Annotated in this window: 17 protein-coding genes; 6 read left to right on the top strand and 11 right to left on the bottom strand. The window is 66.9% G+C overall.

All coding sequences use genetic code 11. The features are described from left to right. Positions 1-61 precede the first annotated feature (61 nt). Positions 62-562 carry an AAA family ATPase gene (locus tag H4W31_RS03135; RefSeq protein ID WP_318782995.1) on the top strand — a complete coding sequence of 167 codons (501 nt, stop codon included), beginning with the start codon at positions 62-64 and terminating at the stop codon, positions 560-562. Here the strand turns inward: H4W31_RS03135 and H4W31_RS03130 are convergent. From H4W31_RS03130 to H4W31_RS03110, 6 genes are all read right to left on the bottom strand, one after another. After that, positions 499-1,404, bottom strand: coding sequence for a glycosyltransferase family 2 protein (locus H4W31_RS03130; protein WP_192765267.1), 906 nt, complete (start codon positions 1,402-1,404; stop codon positions 499-501). The genes H4W31_RS03135 and H4W31_RS03130 overlap by 64 nt on opposite strands. Then, complete coding sequence (locus tag H4W31_RS03125) at positions 1,364-2,641, bottom strand: glycosyltransferase family protein (protein WP_192765266.1); 1,278 nt, start codon at positions 2,639-2,641, stop codon at positions 1,364-1,366. The genes H4W31_RS03130 and H4W31_RS03125 overlap by 41 nt, the downstream gene beginning before the upstream one ends. Then, positions 2,638-3,330 (bottom strand): hypothetical protein, encoded by a 693-nt coding sequence (locus H4W31_RS03120; protein ID WP_192765265.1) that lies wholly within the window; start codon positions 3,328-3,330, stop codon positions 2,638-2,640. The genes H4W31_RS03125 and H4W31_RS03120 overlap by 4 nt, the downstream gene beginning before the upstream one ends. Then, on the bottom strand, positions 3,327-4,604 hold the full coding sequence (locus tag H4W31_RS03115; RefSeq protein WP_225945370.1) for a glycosyltransferase family protein: 1,278 nt from the start codon (positions 4,602-4,604) through the stop codon (positions 3,327-3,329). The genes H4W31_RS03120 and H4W31_RS03115 overlap by 4 nt, the downstream gene beginning before the upstream one ends. Before the next feature lie 408 nt (positions 4,605-5,012). Further along, positions 5,013-5,339: a hypothetical protein gene (locus H4W31_RS42445; protein ID WP_225945369.1), complete on the bottom strand. Its 327-nt coding sequence runs from the start codon at positions 5,337-5,339 to the stop codon at positions 5,013-5,015. 13 nt (positions 5,340-5,352) lie between these two features. Beyond that, positions 5,353-5,604, bottom strand: coding sequence for a hypothetical protein (locus H4W31_RS03110; protein WP_192765264.1), 252 nt, complete (start codon positions 5,602-5,604; stop codon positions 5,353-5,355). Between the two features lie 751 nt (positions 5,605-6,355). Between H4W31_RS03110 and H4W31_RS03105 the strand changes: the two genes are divergently transcribed. Together H4W31_RS03105 and H4W31_RS03100 are read left to right on the top strand one after the other, a co-directional pair. Further along, positions 6,356-7,726, top strand: coding sequence for a hypothetical protein (locus H4W31_RS03105; protein WP_192765263.1), 1,371 nt, complete (start codon positions 6,356-6,358; stop codon positions 7,724-7,726). A 7-nt stretch (positions 7,727-7,733) separates the two neighbouring features. Then, positions 7,734-8,618, top strand: a complete 885-nt coding sequence (locus H4W31_RS03100) for a phosphotransferase enzyme family protein (protein ID WP_192765262.1) — start codon at positions 7,734-7,736, stop codon at positions 8,616-8,618. Between the two features lie 316 nt (positions 8,619-8,934). On the opposite strand, the gene H4W31_RS03095 is transcribed toward H4W31_RS03100, so the two are convergent. After that, complete coding sequence (locus H4W31_RS03095; protein ID WP_192765261.1) at positions 8,935-10,332, bottom strand: hypothetical protein; 1,398 nt, start codon at positions 10,330-10,332, stop codon at positions 8,935-8,937. Between the two features lie 360 nt (positions 10,333-10,692). Here H4W31_RS03095 and H4W31_RS03090 point away from each other — a divergent pair, with 360 nt between their 5' ends. The 3 genes from H4W31_RS03090 to H4W31_RS44100 all read left to right on the top strand — a co-directional run bounded on the left by H4W31_RS03090 (position 10,693) and on the right by H4W31_RS44100 (position 15,114). Next, a complete protein-coding gene (locus tag H4W31_RS03090; RefSeq protein WP_192765260.1) occupies positions 10,693-11,403 on the top strand; it encodes a hypothetical protein in 711 nt (236 codons plus the stop codon). A gap of 583 nt (positions 11,404-11,986) precedes the next feature. After that, positions 11,987-12,490 (top strand): hypothetical protein, encoded by a 504-nt coding sequence (locus H4W31_RS03085; protein ID WP_192765259.1) that lies wholly within the window; start codon positions 11,987-11,989, stop codon positions 12,488-12,490. Then, entirely contained in the window at positions 12,487-15,114 is a 2,628-nt protein-coding gene (locus tag H4W31_RS44100) for an ATP-binding protein (RefSeq protein ID WP_192765258.1), read from the top strand. Before H4W31_RS03085 ends, H4W31_RS44100 begins: the two co-directional genes overlap by 4 nt. Positions 15,115-15,921: 807 nt before the next feature. On the opposite strand, the gene H4W31_RS03075 is transcribed toward H4W31_RS44100, so the two are convergent. From H4W31_RS03075 to H4W31_RS03060, 4 genes are read right to left on the bottom strand one after another with little or no spacing between them, the layout of a single operon-like run. Further along, positions 15,922-16,785: a DUF2637 domain-containing protein gene (locus H4W31_RS03075; protein WP_192765257.1), complete on the bottom strand. Its 864-nt coding sequence runs from the start codon at positions 16,783-16,785 to the stop codon at positions 15,922-15,924. Continuing rightward, a complete protein-coding gene (locus tag H4W31_RS03070; protein ID WP_192765256.1) occupies positions 16,782-17,147 on the bottom strand; it encodes a hypothetical protein in 366 nt (121 codons plus the stop codon). Before H4W31_RS03070 ends, H4W31_RS03075 begins: the two co-directional genes overlap by 4 nt. Then, positions 17,128-18,210 (bottom strand): ABC transporter ATP-binding protein, encoded by a 1,083-nt coding sequence (locus tag H4W31_RS03065; RefSeq protein ID WP_192765255.1) that lies wholly within the window; start codon positions 18,208-18,210, stop codon positions 17,128-17,130. The genes H4W31_RS03070 and H4W31_RS03065 overlap by 20 nt, the downstream gene beginning before the upstream one ends. Next, positions 18,197-19,240 carry an ABC transporter ATP-binding protein gene (locus tag H4W31_RS03060; RefSeq protein ID WP_192765254.1) on the bottom strand — a complete coding sequence of 348 codons (1,044 nt, stop codon included), beginning with the start codon at positions 19,238-19,240 and terminating at the stop codon, positions 18,197-18,199. The genes H4W31_RS03065 and H4W31_RS03060 overlap by 14 nt, the downstream gene beginning before the upstream one ends.

Here is a 19,240-nt window from a genome sequence, read left to right as displayed (position 1 = left end):
AGTGTTGGGAAGGTGGCAGACTGTCACGGTGGCCAGGGCGAGTGAGGTTCAAGGGGATCGGGTGGACGAGCTAGCGCCGGTGGTGTTCTTCCTGGTGGGGCTGACCGGCTCGGGCAAGACCACGTACGCGAGGCGGGCGCTGGAGCCGGCGGGGGCGGTGCGGCTGTCGGTGGACGAGGAGGTCTTCGCCCGGCATGGCCGGTACGGGGTCGACTATCCGGAGTACGAGTACTTCGAGCGAGAGGCGCCGGTCGTGGCCGAGGTGCGGGACCGGCTGGTCCGGCTGGTGTCCGAGGGGCGTGACGTGGTGCTCGATCACGGGTTGTGGCGTCGGGCGGATCGTGACGCGTGGAAGAAGCTGGTGGAGACGGCCGGCGGCCGGTGGCGGCTGCTGTACTTCCCGGTCCCCCGCGAGGAGCTGCTTCGCCGTCTGACGGCTCGTAACCAGGAGGAGCACGCCAACGCGCTGGCGGTGACCGAGAGCGCGCTGGACGACTTCTACGCCCGGTTTGACGTGCCGGACGGTGAGGGTGAGGAGATCGTGCCGGTCGGGTCGTTCTGAGGCGGTGGCCGCCAGGTGTCGATGATGTGGGCGGCCTCTTGCGCCCACCAGGCCGGTAGCTCGTCGAGGGTTACCGGGCGCAGCGGCAATGTGGGTGAGTCGACGGCGATGTGCCCGTCGTGGCGGGTGAGGTGGTCGAGCAGGCGTCGGGATTCCCGCAGCATGGCGGGGCTGCTGCTGCGCCAACTGCCGTTCGCAAGGTGGTTGACGCGCTGCTGGAGGTAGGTGAAGACCCCGTGGCGCCACTTGAAGTGATGCACCACGACTGGTAGCCGGTTCAGTGGTCGGTGTCCGGGGGCGCGGTGGTTGCCGCTGGCGATCGGGACGTTGGAGTGGGCCAGGACGATCTTTCGCGGGTCACCGCGCAGTAGGTAGTGGGTGAGGAACCCGCCGAGTGGGTAGGCGCGGTCGAGGCCCTGCTGCGGGTTCCATGGCCGGAGTTGGCCGTCTATGGCGATCCGGTCGAGCATCAGTCCACCGACCGTGCCGATGCCGGCGCTGGCCGCTTCGTGCAGGGTGTCGACCAGGCCGTTCGGGTAGGTGTGGAACTCGTCGGCGTCCGCGAGCAGGTGCCAGCCGGGGCCGGCGAGGGCGCGCAGTTCGTCGCGGAGGCGGGTGTTGGTGTGCTCGTGCCAGGGGCCGATGTTGGCCAGTGCGGGACTGATGCCGAGAGCGCCGCAGGTGTCGAGAAGGTGGACGCGCTTGTCGTCACTGGTGTGGTCGGGGAAGTGGAAGGCGAGCAGGAACCGTTGCACGCCGTAGGCGCGGTAGTGCCCGACGAAGGCGGTGAGCAGGTCTGGTTCAACCGGCCCGATGACGGCGATCAGCGGCGGGATCGGCATGGTGTTGATTCCTCCCGAGGTCGGTGGCCAGGTCGGTCCAGAACGCGAGCGTGGTCGCTGCGGTGGGCAGGCCGAGGTGGGCTGCCTCGCCTGGTGCTGGGCGAGGCAGCGGCCGGCGGGCCAGGTCGGTGATCGCTGCGGCGAGGGCAGCGGGGTTGGCGGTGCGGAACAGGCGCACCCAGGGCCGGTTGCCGAGCAGGTCGGTGATGGCGGGGTCGTGATCGGAGACCAGCAACGGCACGCCGAGGACCGTGCAGTCGGCGATCAGGCCGCTCTCCTTGCCGACACCGGCTCGGCGGGCGACGATCGCGGCGTCGGCGGCGGCGTAGACGCGGCGGATGTGCCAGCGAGGTGCCGGGCCGGGTAGCGCGTGCACCCGGCCGTCCGCGGCGGCGGCGAGGCCGCGCAGCAACACCGGATCGAGGGGGTGCCCGGCGACGAGCACGCAGACCGGACGGGGCAGCCGGGCCAGGGCCGCCGCGACGGTGGGGATGTCCTTGTGGGGCCACCATCCGCCGACCAGGGCGAGCGCCGTGTCGTCGGGCTGGAGCCCGAAGTCCGCCCTGGCGGCGGTGCGCTCGGCGTCGCTGAGGCGTGGTTCGGCATCCGCGAGCGCGAACGGCCAGACTCCGACCGGCAGCCCGGGGAACAGGTGCGCCAGCCGTGCCCGGACCGCCTTGGTGGGACACACCACGCGGACCTGGTGGAGGTTCGCGGACGCGAGCTGACCGATGAGGCGTAGTACTCGGTCCTCGGTCGTGGGAACCTCGTGCACCACCCGGATATGGGCTGTGCGGGACAGTGCGGCGGCGAGGCCGTGCAACGCGCCGCTGGCTGACAGCACCACCACGACCGGTCTGTCGGTCCAGACGCGGCGCGTACCCGCCCGCAGCGCCGCCGCTTCGGCCAGACACCGGGCGAGAGCGCCGATCTGGTGCGGCAGCCGGCGGTGCCGCGCCAGCCGGCCCGTGAGCCGGCTGGCGCGGTCGAGTAGCCGACTGGCCGCCCATAACGCACGCTCGGTGGGCTCGCGGCCGACGCGCCCGAGGACGTGTGCTCCCGCGCGGTGGAGAGCGGCGCGGGCGGTCGGCTCGATACCACCGGGGGCGACGACCATGCACACGCGTCCCTCGGCGGTGCACTGCCGGGCCAGGCGGATAGCAGCCTGGAACCAGTGACCGCCGATCGAGCCGGCCGCCGGTTCGATGAGCACCAACGGCGCGGCGGCGGTGGTCATCGGCTGGCGGCGTAGCGCTGCGCGAGCCACGCCGGGTCGTTGAGGTTCTGCCATGGGCTGTCGTCAGGTGGGGTGTCGGTGGCGAAGGCGGTACCGGCCCGCGCACCGGCGATTGCGTCGGCGGCGTACGGGCCGGCGCCGGTAGAAGTCCACGTGTCCAACCGGGCAAGCGCATCCGCGCTCGTGGTGCCGTACTCGCAGCCTCGGGCGAGCATCGCGCACTCACGAAACCCAGCCCGCCAGGCGTGGAACGCCGACTGGTTGAACCTCGTCCTGCCGGCGACGGTCGGTGTGAACTCGATCCTGCCCGGCAGCCCGGCGAGCACGTCGACAACGTCGTCGCGGAGGTCGCGGAGGGCTTGCCGGCGGCATAGTTTCAGACCGCCGTGGCCGTAGACGAGACCGTTGACGGCGTTGACCGTGCGCCACACCCGCATTGCCACCTCCTCATCGAGGGCGCACACCTCCTCGGGGTTGAAGTCGGCTGCGATCTCGAAGTCGGCGTCGGCAATGAACAGAAATTCGCTGTCGACCATCTCTGCGGTCAGTTGGTAGGCGCGGCGCATGCCGTGGACGCCGTGGAGCCGCTTCACCCGTCCGAACGTGTCGCTGAGTCGGGCGTAGAGCGCGTCTGCGAGGGGTTCGTCGTAGGAGAGGAACACCACGTCGAACGGTGAGCGGTGCGTCATCGGGTGATTGCCTTCAAGTAGGCGGTGGCGACGACATCGGGGGTCAGGCCGGCGGTGGAGCGGATCGCCCGATCCATGGCTGCGGCGGCGAAGCCGGGGTCTGTCACAAGACGCCGCACGATCGCTACGGCCTCGGCAGGGGTATCGAACGTCAGCTCCGGGTCGCCGATCTCGCCCAGCCAGCCCAACCGGCGGGTCAGCAGGGGCAAGCCCATGGATAGGCAGTCGACCACGGACATCGACCAGATGGTGCCCGGGCGAAAGGGGGCGAACGCGAAGGTGGCTCCGGCGAGCAATCGCCGGTAGCGCTGACGCTCGACGGTATCGGCGACGATCTCGACGTTGTCCAGTGCGCCGAGTTGAGCCAGGTAGCGTTCCGGGCTGTTGTCGAGTCGGATCCGGTCCGGCCGGCGCTGGCCCAGAAGGTCGGTGACCCGCAGCCGGGCACGGACACGCGCGGCGCCCAACTGTCGCGCCACCTCAAGGAACTGCCCGGTGCCGTAGTGCTCGTACAGGCGGTGGTTGTAGATGCCGACCGGCAGCCCCGGATCGGGCATCTCGCCCGTCCTGCGGACCAGATTCGGGTCTGCCGGCGCCGGTACGATCCGAACGCGGTCACCGAGGTCCAGACCGAGCCGCCCCGCGGTCTCGGTTACCCATCTCTCGGCGGTGCTCGAATGAACCATTACCCGGTCGCAGGCCATAAGCCCGGCGAAGAACGACAGCAACACGGGGTGCCCGAGACCGGCGTCGTTCAGCGACGGGTCCAAGCGCAGTTGGCCTGCCGGGTCGAGGTGGAATGGCAGGTAGTGGCAGTAACCGGCCAGCAGCGCGTCGATGCCGGCCTCCAACATCGCGGCCCGCACACCGGGCGCGGCCTCGATCTGGTTGGCAATCACGACCTCTGGGCGTACCCGACGCAGCAACGCGGCGCACGCGTCGACATCGAACGCAAACCGCGCCCGGTACTTCGTCGTGGGCGCGGACACCTCGATGTGACCGGCCCGAGGATCGGAGACACCCACCGGTCCCGCGACCGTGAACCGAACGCCCTGGTCGAGCAAGGCCGGCGCGAGGATGTCCGCGAACAGCAATCCCGAGTCAGCCGACAGCCGTCCCGGGTTGGTCACGTTGAGCAAATACAACAGCGACAGCCTCGCCGGTGCCTGAGCCGGGGCGACGGCCGGTGCCGGCATCTCATGTGCCGGCATGCTCAGTCCGTCTACGTGGTCGCGGCGCTGCGGTTGGGTGAGTGTCGTCTGGCCAGGCATCATGCCCTCCTCAGATCAGGGGTGACGAAACCGAGCAACCAACCCGACTGAAGCGGCGCTCATCACGAGAGCCCCGCGTCGGGTCAGCCATTGAGCCGAAAAGTTGCGCCTTGATCGACGCTTTCTAGGATGTGGATTGTCCGGGAAAGTCGAACGAGCATCGGAGGAACCGTGCCCTTGCTGCATGGTCGCTGGCCCCGGCGACAGGTTGCCGTACCGGTCGAGGACTAAGCGCGTCCATTCCGCTTGTGTACAGGAATGCGGCACCAATCGCCGCCACTGACTTCGGCAACCGACACACCATCCATCCGCGACTTCTGACGGATCTGTCCAACCAACGACGCGCTATTCATGAAGTGACCCAAACTTCCGTGGGTTGGCGCGATGGCTCTCGCCGCGGGTAAGTCGTTGTCAGTTTCGCTGACGCGGCAGTTGGGACGAGGCCGGGTATGGGCGAGTATTCGGTACCGATACACGCTTCGGCGCCGACGTGCGCCGCGCCACCGGTCGGAGTCCGTCAATCTGGACGAAGATTGTCCGGCGCTTCACGGCGTTGCCGTTCCTGTTCAGCTGGTAGCCGTCCAGCCACGTCCACCCGTCGTAAGTGGGCCGGTCATGAACGCGGATCACTCGGAACAGAAGCGCGGACGACCCATCGAATTGCACGCTCGCGGACCGGCCGACATGGACCACGTCACCGGCTCGCACACCGTTGCGGCTGCCGGGATCAGGCTGCATACCCACAACCCCCTCAGCTCGCCTCGGAAAGCAGGCCAGGCACACCCACCCGCCGGGCGCCGATCAACTCCGGACGTGTCGCTCCCGGCACCCGGCGAGGCAGCCGCAGCGCGAACCTGAACACCTTGGCCGCCTGCTCGTGCGCGGCGCACGGGCCAGTTACCCGGCAGGCCAGACACAACCCGTCCGCGCTGGACACCGCGTGTCGCTCCAACGTCTTCTGCGCGCGTTCGATTTGATCGCCACCGTGATATGTCGTCGCCACGTTTCCTCCCTCGCCAGAACCAATTGCTGACCGGCGCGTAACCCCTTTTCAAATCAGGGGCTTAGGTGCCTCCTCATGAGACATCCGCCGATATCACGGAGCGCCTGATGGACGTGTTCCCTGGCGACAACCTTCATGGCGTCCGCCTGACCTGCCCAGGGACAACCTGAGTCGTGAGCGCGCCGCAGCGCGGACACCACCGCGCCTTGACCTTGAACGACAGAAGCCCGGCGAGGTAGCCGAGCAGTAACGCGGCAACCACAGTGCCTACCCACATGTCCGCACCAGTCCCCTCGGCTCAGGCCCAGCCAGGAGCGGCAAGCAAACACCCACCTGCGAAGCCCACCCTCGCTGGGGGCCTTTGTCGGAGGCCGCGACCGGGAAGACTTGCATCTCCCGGTCGGTGCGGGGCCGATCATTTGGCGTCATGGTTGGTACGGCCATGGCCGATTCTCAACCTTTCCGTTGCTCGTACCCGACTCCTCAGCCGATGATTCGGTCTATCTGTCCCCGCTTCGATGCTGGCCATCGTTGTTTCTTCCCGCCAGTCTTCGCGGACAACGACGTGGCCGGCGACGCTGTGGCGAGGGTCCACCGTGGGGAGCCACGGTGAGGGGTAGGCAACCGACGTTGCTTCGTCGATCATGAATGCGTGTATGGCACCCGTCAGTCCCCTCGACTTGCGGTCGTGCTGCGCCTACGTTCGAGTCGCGGGCGATGGGCTGGCTACTTGGGCATCAGGAGGTGCGCCGTGAGAACCAAGATCGACCCAACGTGGTGGGCCTCCGGGCGCTGGGAAGGGCAACCCATTCACGAGTTCCTGGCCCGACGCGATATCACCGGCATTTTTCGTTTCCTCCACGCCCGAGGCGTGTCGTACAGCGCCATCGCGGCGCTCGTCGATGTAACCCCTAGCCGTGTCGCCGAGATCGCTAAGGGTGCAAGGCAAGTAACGGCCTACGAGGTCCTCGAACGAATAGCCCTCGGCCTACGCATCCCTCGCTCATTCATGGGTCTCAGCTACGACCAGAGCAAGGGTTCGGACCGAGACGGGGTGACGCCGCCGGACGGCCAAGGCCCAAGCGAGGTGCCAAGCCTGGTGATAGCGAGAGACGGGATGGGGAGCGACCAGGGCACAGCAGCGCGGCTACGCGCGGATCTGGATGAGGCGCTGGCGTCATCGAGTGTGACGCCACGGCAACTCGAACTCATCGAGAGGGCTACCACCGACTACATGGAGACCTACCCGTCCGCCCCGCCGAAGATGATGCTGCCCCTACTCCTCGCCGAGTGCGCAGAGGTGCAGGTGTTGTCACGACGTAGGCAACCCGCAGCAATCCAGGCCCGTCTGTCCGGCATCGCGGCGCTGCTCGCCACGATGTGTGCGGACGCACTGATGCGGCTCGGCGACGTAGGCGAGGCCCGGCTGTGGTACCGCACAGCTCTCCACGCCGCAGATGACAGCGCGCGGCCCCAACTTCGGGTCCTGGTCCGCGCGCAAGCAGCCATGTTGCCTTACTACTTTGGGAATCCCCGGCAAATAGTCGCCCTGACGGACGAGGCCTTGGCAGTAACCGCGCCACCAGCATCCTCGACCGCTCTTTCGGCGGCGGGACGGGCTCGCGCGCTAGCCCGGATGAACGATACTGATCAAGCCAGAGCAGCAATCGACCATGCCCACAGGATCTTCGACCAAGTCGGCGACGACGACAGCGACGCAGCGTTTCGGTTCCCGGCAAAGCGCCTGCTGCTCTACCTGTCCGGCGCGCACACCTGGCTGGGCGACACGAAGCGGGCCTACCAGGCTCAGGATGAGGCTCTGGGGCTGTACGCTGCCAGCACCTCGGTGCCGATCGATCCCGCGCTCATCGCGCTCGACCGATCAATCTGCCTCGTTCACGACCATCGCATCGCGGAAGCGGCGGCGACGGCTCACGAGGCGATCGAAGACCTTCCCGAGACCCAACGTACCGAGATCATCCTCACCAGAGCCAGTGATGTCGTGTCGGCCGTTCCAGAGAAGCACCGCCGGGGGACCGTGGCCGCGTTGACGGACTACGTGCAGGACTGCCGGGAGCGAGCCCGTACGCTTGCAAGCGGAACCGCCGTGCTCGATCCGTAGGAGCCGCATGTTCGTCGAGGCGCGAACGCGTCCCGTGCTCGCCGAGGTGTGCCAGCGCCTCGGCTACTCCGAGACTGACGCGACCTTGCTGCGGCATCACACCAACGCCGTGTACGCGGTCGGCGACGTGGTAATAAAGATCGCGCCAGCGGAGTTCGACTTCCACCGCATGCGACCGATCATGAACCTCGTCTGGTGGCTGGTTGACCAAGGCTTCCCGACCGTGCGACCCAGTTCGCACCTCCACCAACCGCTGCGGGTCGGCAACCACGCGATCACCGTCTGGGAACGTCTAGATCCGGCCCACGACAACCCAATCACCACCGCCGAGCTTGGTGCACTCCTTCGGCAGCTACACGCGCTGCCAGACCCGCCCGTGAGCTTGCCGACGCTACAGCCCGTGCAGAGCGTGCACGACTCCGTCACCCGGTCCATGGTCCTGAACCACGACGACCGTGACCTCATGCTCAGGCGGCTGGAAGCGCTTGCCGCCACATGGACGGATATGACATTTCCCCTAGGAGCGAGTCTGATCCAGTCCGACCCCCAGATCCGTAACGCGCTACGCCGCATCGACGGGACACCCGTGCTCGCCGACTGGGACGGAGCTGGCATCGGCCCGAGAGAATGGGACATCGCCACGGTGGCTGTCCACTGCCGCCGATTTGCCCACCCTAACCCCACCGCCTTCACCGACTTCATCACCGCGTACGGCTGGGACCCCACCGGATGGCAGAGCTTCGAGCCCTTGTGCCAACTCCGCGAACTTCAGATGATCGCCACCAACGCCCGCAAATCCCGAACCGGCACCCCAGCCGCCGCCGAAGTCCACCAGCGAATCAACGGACTCCGGCACGAAGGTCAAGAACTCGAACGATGGCGGATCCTCTGACGGTCAGCGCCACTAGGGTGTCCAGCCGATCCAGGTGACATGGCAAGCACGGCAGCGACGACGCCGATGATAGTTGCGAAGGTGACGACCAAGCCGCGCTTGTGCAGCCTGGTCCACCCAGTCCGGATGCCCGTGGCTCGCAGGCAGCGGACCCGGCTCCGCTCGAGACGTAGACCCTTGCACAGTCCGCGACCGGCGCCGCCGTGACGGCCGGTGACGGTCTGTCAGCCCCGTCCGACCTCAGCAAACCCCATGCCAGCTGAACCGTAGCTTCCCTGCCCGATCCGCACCGTATCCGCAAAAGACAGCCCCGCATCTACTGCTGCGGGGCCGCCGGCCACCAGGAAGAGCCCCGCCACCATTGTGCCGCGTTGCGAACGCGGCGCGGGAAGCGATCGTCCTCGGAGATCTCCTGTGCGAGAACGACATGCCCATCTGTGAACAGTCCGTACACGGCGTAGAAAAGAACGTCCTCGTTCAGCGTGCTGGGTAGCGCCCGGAAGCTGTCGAGTTGCACCGCGATGATTCGCCGCCAGTCATTCTCGTGAAGCTCTCCGGCACCGTGCGGTGCCGCTGCCGCAGCGGCCCGCCTCAGCCCCGCCGGCGCATTGTGTGCGGCAAGTATCCGGAGGAGGACCGTCCGGTGTGCGGCGACTTTGAAGATCGTCAGAGCCCGTAGGCTGGCGGCGACAATCAACTCGTCGAGGTCGAAGAGGCGGGCGTTGATCTCTGTGATCAGAGCCGATGCTAGTGGATCTCGGTAGGGCGTGGCAGCCACGAGCATCGAGGCATAGAGCTGAGCGTCCGGATTTGCGTTGAGAAGCATGTCTTCCACGAGCCCGAACAGGACGCTGTCTGTCTCGTCCGGGTAGAGGCTGTGGGTGCGAAGCACCTCGCGCACAAGGCGGTAACACAACTTCCGCCCGTTGCGTCGGATGGCAAGGTGCCATTCGCTCGACTCTCGGTAGCCGCCAAGGACGTGTAGAAATCTTTGGTTGGCGGGTGACCCGGCCAGGTGCTTTCGCATGAGTGTCGAGCAGAAGTCGAGGGTCAGTGGAAGAAGGGTCTGATTGGTCTCGGCAAACTGCAAGATGTCGACTGCCGCCGCCGGTAGGTGGGCCTGAAGGTCGGGCCCGACGAAGTGGCCCTTCCTGAGTTTGCTTGTTCCGGCGAGCAGCGCGCCCATGAGGGCATGAGGACTGGACGGGGATTGAAGGTGCCTGAGTACGTATCGATTCGCAGTCTGGTCGTCCACGACGTCCAGCAGGGAGAACGCTTCGAGGACGGCAGGATTCGCCTCGTCCTCGATCATTTGTATACAGGCGTCGACCGCGTGTCTCTGGGCGTCGGGATGCTCAAGCAGGATGCTGAGTGCTTCCTGTCGTGCGAGCCATGAAGTGTCTGTCGCGGCGACAAGCTCGCCAAGGAGGTTCTGAGATGCCTCCTCCCATATTTTGGGAGGGTGCAGCACCAATTCGGGGCGTGCCTCCACCTCGGTTGCCAGCGCGTACCATCCCGGATCGTCCATTCCAGCGTTCGACTCGACCTGGCCGAGCAACCCGTGTAGAGACGCAGATGCGACTGTCGAGGTGCGACGGTAGCCACCCGGCGGCCGAGCTTTTTTGGCGGCTCCGAATCGAAGTGTCGCATCTATTGCGCCACCAAGCCTCAGTGGCGCGATCTCCAGCACATGCTCGTACCTGCGGATCGCCATCCGACTAGGAAGCCGTTCCCCATTCTCCCAGCGTGTTATTTGGGATGGTGCGAGCGAGGGGTCCTCGGAATTCCGGAATGCACTGGCGAATAGCCTCGCCGATTTCCACTTTCGGTCCCTGCCGAGGCATCTGTTTGCGCGCAGGGCCCATCCGGCACGTCGGCAGGCGAGCGTCGAGGGGAGCACGAGCACAGTGTCGCCAGATAGCAACATCAAGTCAATAGTGCAAGCTCCATTGCCGGTGAAAAGCAAGCGGCGACAGTCGAAGGTCGTCGTCGCAGCGATCAATAGGCTTCACGTAGCCAGATACCTCGATCATTAAGGGACCCGAGATCGGGGCATATCCAGAAGGAGACAGGGATGCATCGACGTCTGATGACGGCTCTCGCGGCCATCACGATCAGTACGCTACTCGTGGGGGGTTTCCCGGCCCCGGCCTACGCCGCCACCGCCGCCGGCCGCGACTCTCACGACAGCGCCGCCATGGGCGCCTACTTCGGTGTGGTCAACGCCCTCAACCCGGTTAACTACCGCAAGCACCCGAACTGGAACTACCCCGACTCCGACACCTTCCGCAACGGCGACGTCCTCTGGCTCTACTGCTACTTCCTGGGCGCACCTGCGGGCCCCAACAACAACCCCCTCTGGTACCACGCCAACAACGGCGACGACGGCGGCTACGGGTTCGTCAACGACCGCTACCTGAACACCCCCGGCACCGCCGCCAACCCCCAACCGCAAGCCGAGCCGTGCATGCCTGCTGGTGAAGGACGCATCTACCCGGACAACGCCGTGTATACCGCCGTCAACGCCCCCAGCACCGTGCTCTTCGGTAACCACCCAGCCAAGATGTGGTCCGCCGGGCATGGATTCCTCACGGGCGACACCATGGAGCTGTACTGCTACTTCTTCGGAGCGTCAGCCGGACCGTACAACAACTCGCTCTGGTACATGGCCTACGACCGCAACCGAGGCACGCACGGATGGATTAACGACCACAACCTCAACACTCCCGGAACCGCCGCCAACCCTCAACCGCAGACGTACGAGTGTTGGGACAGTGGTATCTAGCGTCGCCCGGCTGCTGTATCCACCGTGGCTGTTCCCGGCCAACGGCTGAGCACCACCGCCCCTTGCCCGGTCCCAGGGCAAGGGGCGGACTGTACGGCGCCCGCCGCTGTCGCGATGTCCCGTCGACCAGGGCCGGCGACGCTCCCGTAAACGCATCGCGGATCTCTCAAAAAAGCGCGGCTCTGGGCTGCGCTAACGCGGCCCGGTAAGCCAGCGGGCGATGTGTTCGCAATGTTGTTCGTCGGCCTCGACGAGGATCACTCGCCCGGCCGTGTTTGCGGCGATGGCTGTGGGGTCCGACCCGGCGAAGGGGTCGATGGCGGTGCCGTTGGCACCACCACATCAATCTCGTGGACGCCGCCCACGCCTTTTGCGCCCTTCAACGTCTAGACCAGCCAAAAGCCCCCGCGCCGGCCTGAGCCAATGACGGTGGGTAAACGTCCATCATCTGCTGATCAAGATTTGAAGTAGCCGGGCGACCCGTGTCGGCGGTCGGACGATGCCCGAACACCGCTCAGTCGTCTATCCGACGCTCACTTGGGCGATCGATGGCGTGACTTGCGGTACGACCGATAATGGCCCAATGACTGTGCGTGGCTGGAAAGGCTGGTGGGTGGCCGGTGTCGGTCTCGGCCTGCTCCTTGTCGGCCTGGGCGTCTTACTTGTCCGTGCCGGGTTGGAGGACGCTGACCGGTGGGCCAGCGTGTTCGGGGTGCTCCTGAACATCGCGGGTCTGTCGGTGGCCGTCTACAGCGCGGTGTGGACCCGCCGGGCGGTCGCCGCACCGGCTCCACCAGCGGCGACGGGCGGCCAGGTGGATAACACAATCCGCGGCGGCCGGTTCGCCGGCCCGGTAGTGCAGGCCCGCGACGTGGAACGGGCGAGCGCCAGCCCGTCAGAGGCCTTGGCCGCAGCGCCGGATGCGGCGCCGGCCGTAGGACCGGCCAGGCCGGGGGCGGTGTCGAACCTGATTGAGGATGGACAGTTCCACGGCCCGGTGCTCCAGGGTCGCGATATGCGGGGAGCGTTTTTGCCTGCGTCTAGGCACGCTGATACGCAATCCGGACAGGAGAATCCAGCGGGGTGAGTGACCAGGATACTGAGCTGGCGGAGCCGGGACCGGTGTCGAACAGGATCACCGGCGGAGTGTTCACCGGTCCGGTGATCCAGGGCCGGAATGTGCAGGTGATACTGCCGGCCGAGGTCACCCCGGCCATGACCGGGATGCCCGCTCCGGCGGCGGTGTTCACCGGCCGCGACGACCAGGTCGAGACCCTCCTCAAAGCGTTGGCCCCGGGCGCTGAGAGCGGAGCGGTGCTGGTGTCGGCGGTGGCCGGCATGGCCGGGATCGGCAAGACCGAACTGGTGCTGCAGACGGCTTACCGTGCCCTGCGGGCTACGATCTGGCTTCCCGGTGGGGTGCTGTTCGTCGACCTGTTCGGCTACGACCCCGACCGGCGGCTGACCGCCGCCGACGCCCTACTGGGCTGGTTGCAGGCCATCGGTATTCCCGGTGAGCAAATTCCCACTGCTGAGCAAGACCGTTCGCGGCTGTGGCGTAGCGTCCTGACCGCGTACGTGCAGCAGGGCCGCCGGCTGCTGCTGGTCATCGACAACGCCGCCGACACCGCCCAGGTCGCCCCGCTACTGCCCGCCGATCCCAGCATCCCGGTGCTGGTCACGTCCCGGCACACCCTGGACATCGACGCCCGCCAGCACAACCTCGGCGTTCTCGGCACGGGGGCAGCCATCCGTCTGATCACCGAAGTGGTCGCGCTCCGTCGCGGCGACGCCTCCCGGCTGCGCGAGCCTGACCAGCAGCAGGCGATGACCGAACTCGGCGGTCTTTGTGCCGGACTGCCGTTGGCGTTGCGGATCGTCGCCGCGCTACTGGCCGACCGCCCGCAACCAGCCTCGCTGGCCGCGTTGCTGCGGGACGCCCGCCACCGCCTGGGCCGGCTCGCTCGGCGGGAGACCAGCGGCGAGATCGCCGTACGCGCCGCGTTCGACCTGTCTTACCGTCACCTGACCCGGGGGCAGGCCCGGTTATTCCGGCTCCTGCCGGTCAACCCCGGCCCCGACATCAGCACGACCGCCGCCGCCCGACTGGCCGATCTACCATCCGGCGAGGCCATCGTTCTTCTGCAGGATTTGCACCGGGCCCACCTCATCGAGGAACCCGCCACCGACCGGTGGCGCATGCATGACCTCATCCTCCTGTACGCCAACAGCCAACCACCCAAGGCCCGAGACGAGGCCGACATTGGCCGGCGGCGGCTGTTCACCTACTACCAGGACACTGCTGCTGCCGCTAACACCCACCTGAACCCGATCACCACTACTGACATTGCCAATTTCGCCACGCGCGACCACGCCCTGGCCTGGCTGGACAGCGAGCACACTAACCTGATCGCCGTCTGCACCACCGCCCCCCAGCACCGTCTGCCAGAGTCCAGCATCGACCTCGCACTCACCCTCGGCAGGTTCCTGGAACTCCGCCGCTACTTCGGCGACTGGATCACCATTTCCAATATTGCCATTGAAATCTACCAACAGATCGGCATGGAAAGCGCGAAAGGCACGGCTCTGATCAATCTTGGCAACGCCCTACGAGGGGTCCACCAGCTAGAGAAGGCTATTGCGGCCCACACGGAGGCCGTCGACATCTTCCAGCAGCTCGGTAACCGGCACTACGAAGGCGATGCCCTAAATAGCCTCGGCGCGACCCTAACCGTAGCGCGCCAGTTCCAAAGAGCGATTCCCGCCCACACTAAGGCTGTCGCGATCTACCGTCAGCTCGGTGACCGATATGGCGAAAGTCGGGCGCTGAACAACCTCGGCTCCGCGCTGCAGCAGGGGCGCCAGTTTGACAAGGCAGTCACCGCCCATACGCAGGCCGTCGCCATCTGCCGTCAGCTGGGTCACCCGCACGGCGAAAGCCGGGCGCTGAACAACCTCGGCCTCGCACTGCGGGAGGTGCGCCAGTTTGACAAGGCAGTCGCCGCCCATACGCAGGCCGTTGACATCTACCGTCAGCTCGGTGACCGCCATGGCGAGGGTCGGGCCCTAGACCACCTCGGCTCCGCACTCGCAGGGGCAGGCCAGTTCAAGAAAGCGCTTACGGCCCATACAGAGGCCGTCGACATCTTCCAGCAACTCGGTGACCGGCACTACGAAAGCCATGCACTGACCAACTCCGGGGCGACCCTGGACGAGGCGCGCCAGTTCCAAGAAGCGATCTCCGCCCACAGCCGGGCTCTCGCGATCTACCGTCAGCTCGGCGACCGGCACAGCGAAGGCACGGCACTAATCAATCTTGGCAACGCACTGCGGCAGGTGCGCCAGTTCGACAAGGCATTGACCACGCATACCCAGGCTGTCGCCGTCTACCGCCAGCTCGGTGACCACCACGGCGAAGGCCGTGCCCTCAACAACCTCGGCGCTACCTTAGCCGACGCAAGCCAGTCTGAGAAAGCAATTATCGCCCATATTCAAGCTGCCGACATCTTTCACCATCTCAGTGACCGGCACGGCGAAGGCCAAGCGCTGGGCAATCTCGGCCTAGCCCTAGTTGAGGTGCGTCGGTACGAGGAGGCCCGTGATCATTGGGGCAGAGCTGCCAGGGCGTTTGCGGATTCCGGTGACGTTGCGAGCGTGAGTTCCATCTGTCGGTTGTTGGCTGAACTGCCGCCGATGACCGACGACGGCTAAATTCAAGGACTAACATGCCGCTGTCCGTGCGCGCCACCAGCAGCCGGAGCTGTCGGGCTTCATGACCAGCCTCTGGTGTCGGTGGACATCCGGAACTGCCGCGATCCGCGCGCATCCGTCCTTAGTGCGGTGACCGGGTGTAGCCGAAAAGAACACCCCGCCTGAATGACGATGGGAGCCTCAAGTCGGCCACCCTGCGCCCGTCGTATGTGGATCTTTGTGCGTCACGGCGTACCTACCTAAGTACTCAGACCTGTACGTCGACACCTGGACAGACGACATGCGCCTTGGTCGATGACACCATCTACCTGGAGATTGTCCAGGCTCGACGATCAACACCCTACCGATCGAGCGGACACCGACCTTGCCAGCTCTCTTCATCGTGAGCAACGTTGGCTTCACCTGGTGCAGGATGAGGATGGTCCGCACGATTTGGTGCGCGAGGACGAGCAGCGCCTGCCGTCCCGGATCGAGCCGCCGCCAGTGGATCGATGCTGCTTGCGGCGGCTGCCGATGCGGTCGGCGAGATAGTTCAGGGTTTGGCTGGACAATGAGATCATGGACGGGTACGGCAGCACATGCGAGGCTCCCGGTCGGAGCATCTGGTCTTGGTCGACTGCTGTCAGACCTGGAGCCTCGTTTCCATCGATGTCCGGCCCATCAACACCGCCCCGCGCTGCAGGATCAGCTTGGAGAGGCTCAATGTCGGGCGGCGCAGTGCTCCCCTAACGACGCACGGCGGCAGGCAACCCGCCCGGGGCGCCTGCCGCCGTATCGCCGCTCGGGAAGAGATCTGAACGCCGTCTCCTACGCCGGCACCTTTGCCGCCTCAGCCGTGCCCGTCCCCGCCTCACTGGCGTGGGTCGGCGCTGCGAACGGCGTCGCCTCCCGCTCCGCTTTAAGGATCTTCAATAGCAGTGACGCGCGGGCGTTAGACACGCCGTGCCCGTCGTCGCGCATCGCGTCGGCCAGCGCGTCCCGCGACAGTGACCGGCCACTCTCGGCCAGCGCCGCGCGGGCTGCCCGCGCCGCCGGGACCAGGTGGGTCACGGTGCGGATGTCGACTGGCGTGGCCTGGATGCCCGGGTCGGCTGTCCGGCGCGGGATGGCGTCGTCGGTGCGGTTGGTCCTGCCGGTCAGGGACGGTCCGGGGTTGCCCGTCCGCCCGTCCATCGTCGTCCGGGACGACACTCCGCCGTCTGGGCCGGTCCCCCGGACCGACCCGGGGACGGACGGACGATCAGCGGACGGCCGTTGATCGTCCTCGGCCGTCCGCTGATCAACCTCGGTGTGGTCGATCATGGAGAACAGCAGCTTGACCGAGACGAGCATGGACAGCGCGGGCCACCCGGCCAACGCCTTGCCGATCGGATCGTGCCCGCCCACCGCGACGTTCGCGGCGAGACTGGCCAGAGTGCCGACCACCAGCGCGACCCACGGAATCCAGCCCGTGGGGCGACCGGCGCGACGCTGCACCACCAGGTACAGGCTCGCCACGATCTCCAGCCCGTCCACACTGATCGGAAAGGCGTACGCCTTCCAACCAGTCTGACCGTGCTCGATGGCGAGTTCGGTCATGTGCGCGAACGAGATCGCGCCTGCCACGATGGCCAGCCCGGCGACGGTCAACCCGGTCAGCGTACGCAGCGCCTTGTCCGTACGGTTGCTCACCGGTCCACCCCCTCACCAGCGGAGGCAGCGAGCGCGGACAGCGTCGTCAGCGCCGGGCCGGCATGCTCGGCGGGCATCGACAGCTCCGCATCACCGAGGCGCACCCGCAGGTACGGCGCGCACGGCCACGGGGCTACCGCCTCGGTGAGAAAGGCCGTACCGGCCCGCCGCGGAAGCCATATGGCAGTGGTGAGGTTCAGCGGGACCGAGGCCGACCGGTGTTGCTCGCCAGCACCCGCCCGGTAGCCGTCAGCGGCCTTCGCGACCGGGTCGGCGGTGCATAGGTTGGCGTCGCACCAGGCGGGATGTTCCTGGTCAGGGGTTTCGGTGGTTTGTGAATTCTTATGCCAGTTGTCGCTCACTGAGTTCGGCGAAGTGGCAGGCCGACGGGTGCGGCTCGACGGCGCGGAGCACCAGCTGTGGCTCCGTGGTGGCGCAGATGTCCTGCGCCTTCCAGCACCGGGTCCGGAACCGGCAGCCCGACGGCGGGTTGGCCGGCGAGGGGACGTCGCCGTCCAGCCGGATGATCTCGCGCTGCGCCCGGGCCTTCGGGTCCGGCACCGGCACCGCGGAGAGCAGAGCCTGGGTGTACGGATGCGTCGGCCGTTCGTAGATCTCGTCCTCGGTGCCGATCTCCACGATCTTGCCGAGGTACATCACCGCGACCCGGTCGGCGATGTGCCGGACCACCGACAGGTCGTGCGCGATGAAGATGTACGACAGCCCCAACTCGTCCTGGAGGCTCTCCAGCAGGTTGATCACCTGTGCCTGGATCGACACGTCCAGCGCCGACACCGGCTCGTCGCAGACGATGATCTCCGGCTTGAGCGCCAGTGCCCGGGCGATCCCGATCCGCTGCCGCTGCCCGCCTGAGAACTGGTGCGGATACCGGTTGATGTGCTCCGGGTTCAGACCGACGAGTTCCAGCAGCTCCTGCACCCGCTGCCGGCGGGCGCCACGCGGCGCCGCGTCGGGGTGGATGTCGAACGGCTCGCCGATGATGTCGCCGACCGTCATCCGGGGGTTCAGCGAGGTGTACGGGTCCTGCATGACCATCTGCACGTTCCGGCGCATCCGGCGGAGTTCCCCGCCGGAGAGCTTGAACATGTCCCGGCCCTCGAGCATCGCCCGTCCGGCGGTCGGGGTCTCCAACCGCATGAGCAGCTTGGCGAGCGTCGACTTGCCGCAGCCGGACTCGCCGACGATGCCGAGCGTCTCGCCCCGGTTCAGTTCGAAGCTGACCCCGTCGACCGCCTTCACGGCGCCGATCTGCCGCTTGAAGACGACGCCCTGGGTGATCGGGAAGTGCTTGACGACGTTCTCGACCCGCAGCACCGTCTCACCACGCGGCTTGGTTCCGGCGGCGTGGGCCGGGCCGGTGCCGTTGGTGGCGGCCTTCGGGTTGGTCGAATCAGATGCGGCCATCGAGCACCTCCTGGGCGAAGTGGCAGGCGCTGGTCCGGTCGTTGCCGAGGGAGTGCACGGTCGGCACGACGTCGACACACTCCTGTCGGGCGTACGGGCAGCGCGGGTGGAACGGGCATCCGCTGGGGATACGCATCAGGTTCGGCGGCAGGCCACGGATGGTGGTGAGCCGCTGGCCCTTGTGGTCCAGCCGGGGAATCGACTCCAGCAGACCCTTCGTGTACGGGTGCGCGGGCGCCTCGTACAGCGAGTGCACGTCGGCGTGTTCGATGATCCGGCCCGCGTACATCACGGCGATCCGGTCCGCGACGTCGGCGACGACACCGAGGTCGTGGGTGATCAGGATCATCGCCATGTTGAGGTCCCGGCGCAGTTCCCCGAGCAGGTCCATGATCTGCGCCTGCACCGTCACGTCCAGCGCGGTGGTGGGTTCGTCGGCGATCAGTACCGCCGGGTCCAGGGCGAGCGACATGGCGATCATGACGCGCTGCCGCATGCCGCCGGAGAACTGGTGCGGATAGTCGCCGATCCGCTGCCTGGCGCCGGGGATCTTGACCAGTTCCATCAGCTCGATCGCCCGGCGCTTGGCGTCGGCCCGGGACATCCCCTCGCGCAGCCGCAGCATCTCGCCGATCTGCCAGCCGACCGGGAAGACCGGGTTCAGCGCCGAGAGCGCGTCCTGGAAGATCATCGAGATCTGCTTGCCGCGTACCTTCCGGCGCTCGGTCTCGGAGAGGGTGAGCAGGTCGGTACCCCGGTAGAGGATCTGGCCGGACGGGATGACGGCCGGCGGCATGTCCAGGATGCCCATGATCGCCTGGGCGGTCACCGACTTGCCGGAGCCCGACTCCCCGAGTACGGCCAGCGTCTCACCGGCGTCCAGGTGGTACGAGACGCCGTTGATCACCTTGGCGGCCCCGTCCCGGGTGTGGAACTCGACGAACAGGTCCCGCACCTCCAGCAGGTGGCCGCCGTCCACCGCGACACCCTGCGGGCTGGTACGTCCGCTTTGCTCGCTTCGCTCGTTCAT

The organism is Plantactinospora soyae (assembly GCF_014874095.1).
Lineage (GTDB): Bacteria > Actinomycetota > Actinomycetes > Mycobacteriales > Micromonosporaceae > Plantactinospora > Plantactinospora soyae.
This window is presented reverse-complemented; position numbering and strand designations above follow the sequence as displayed.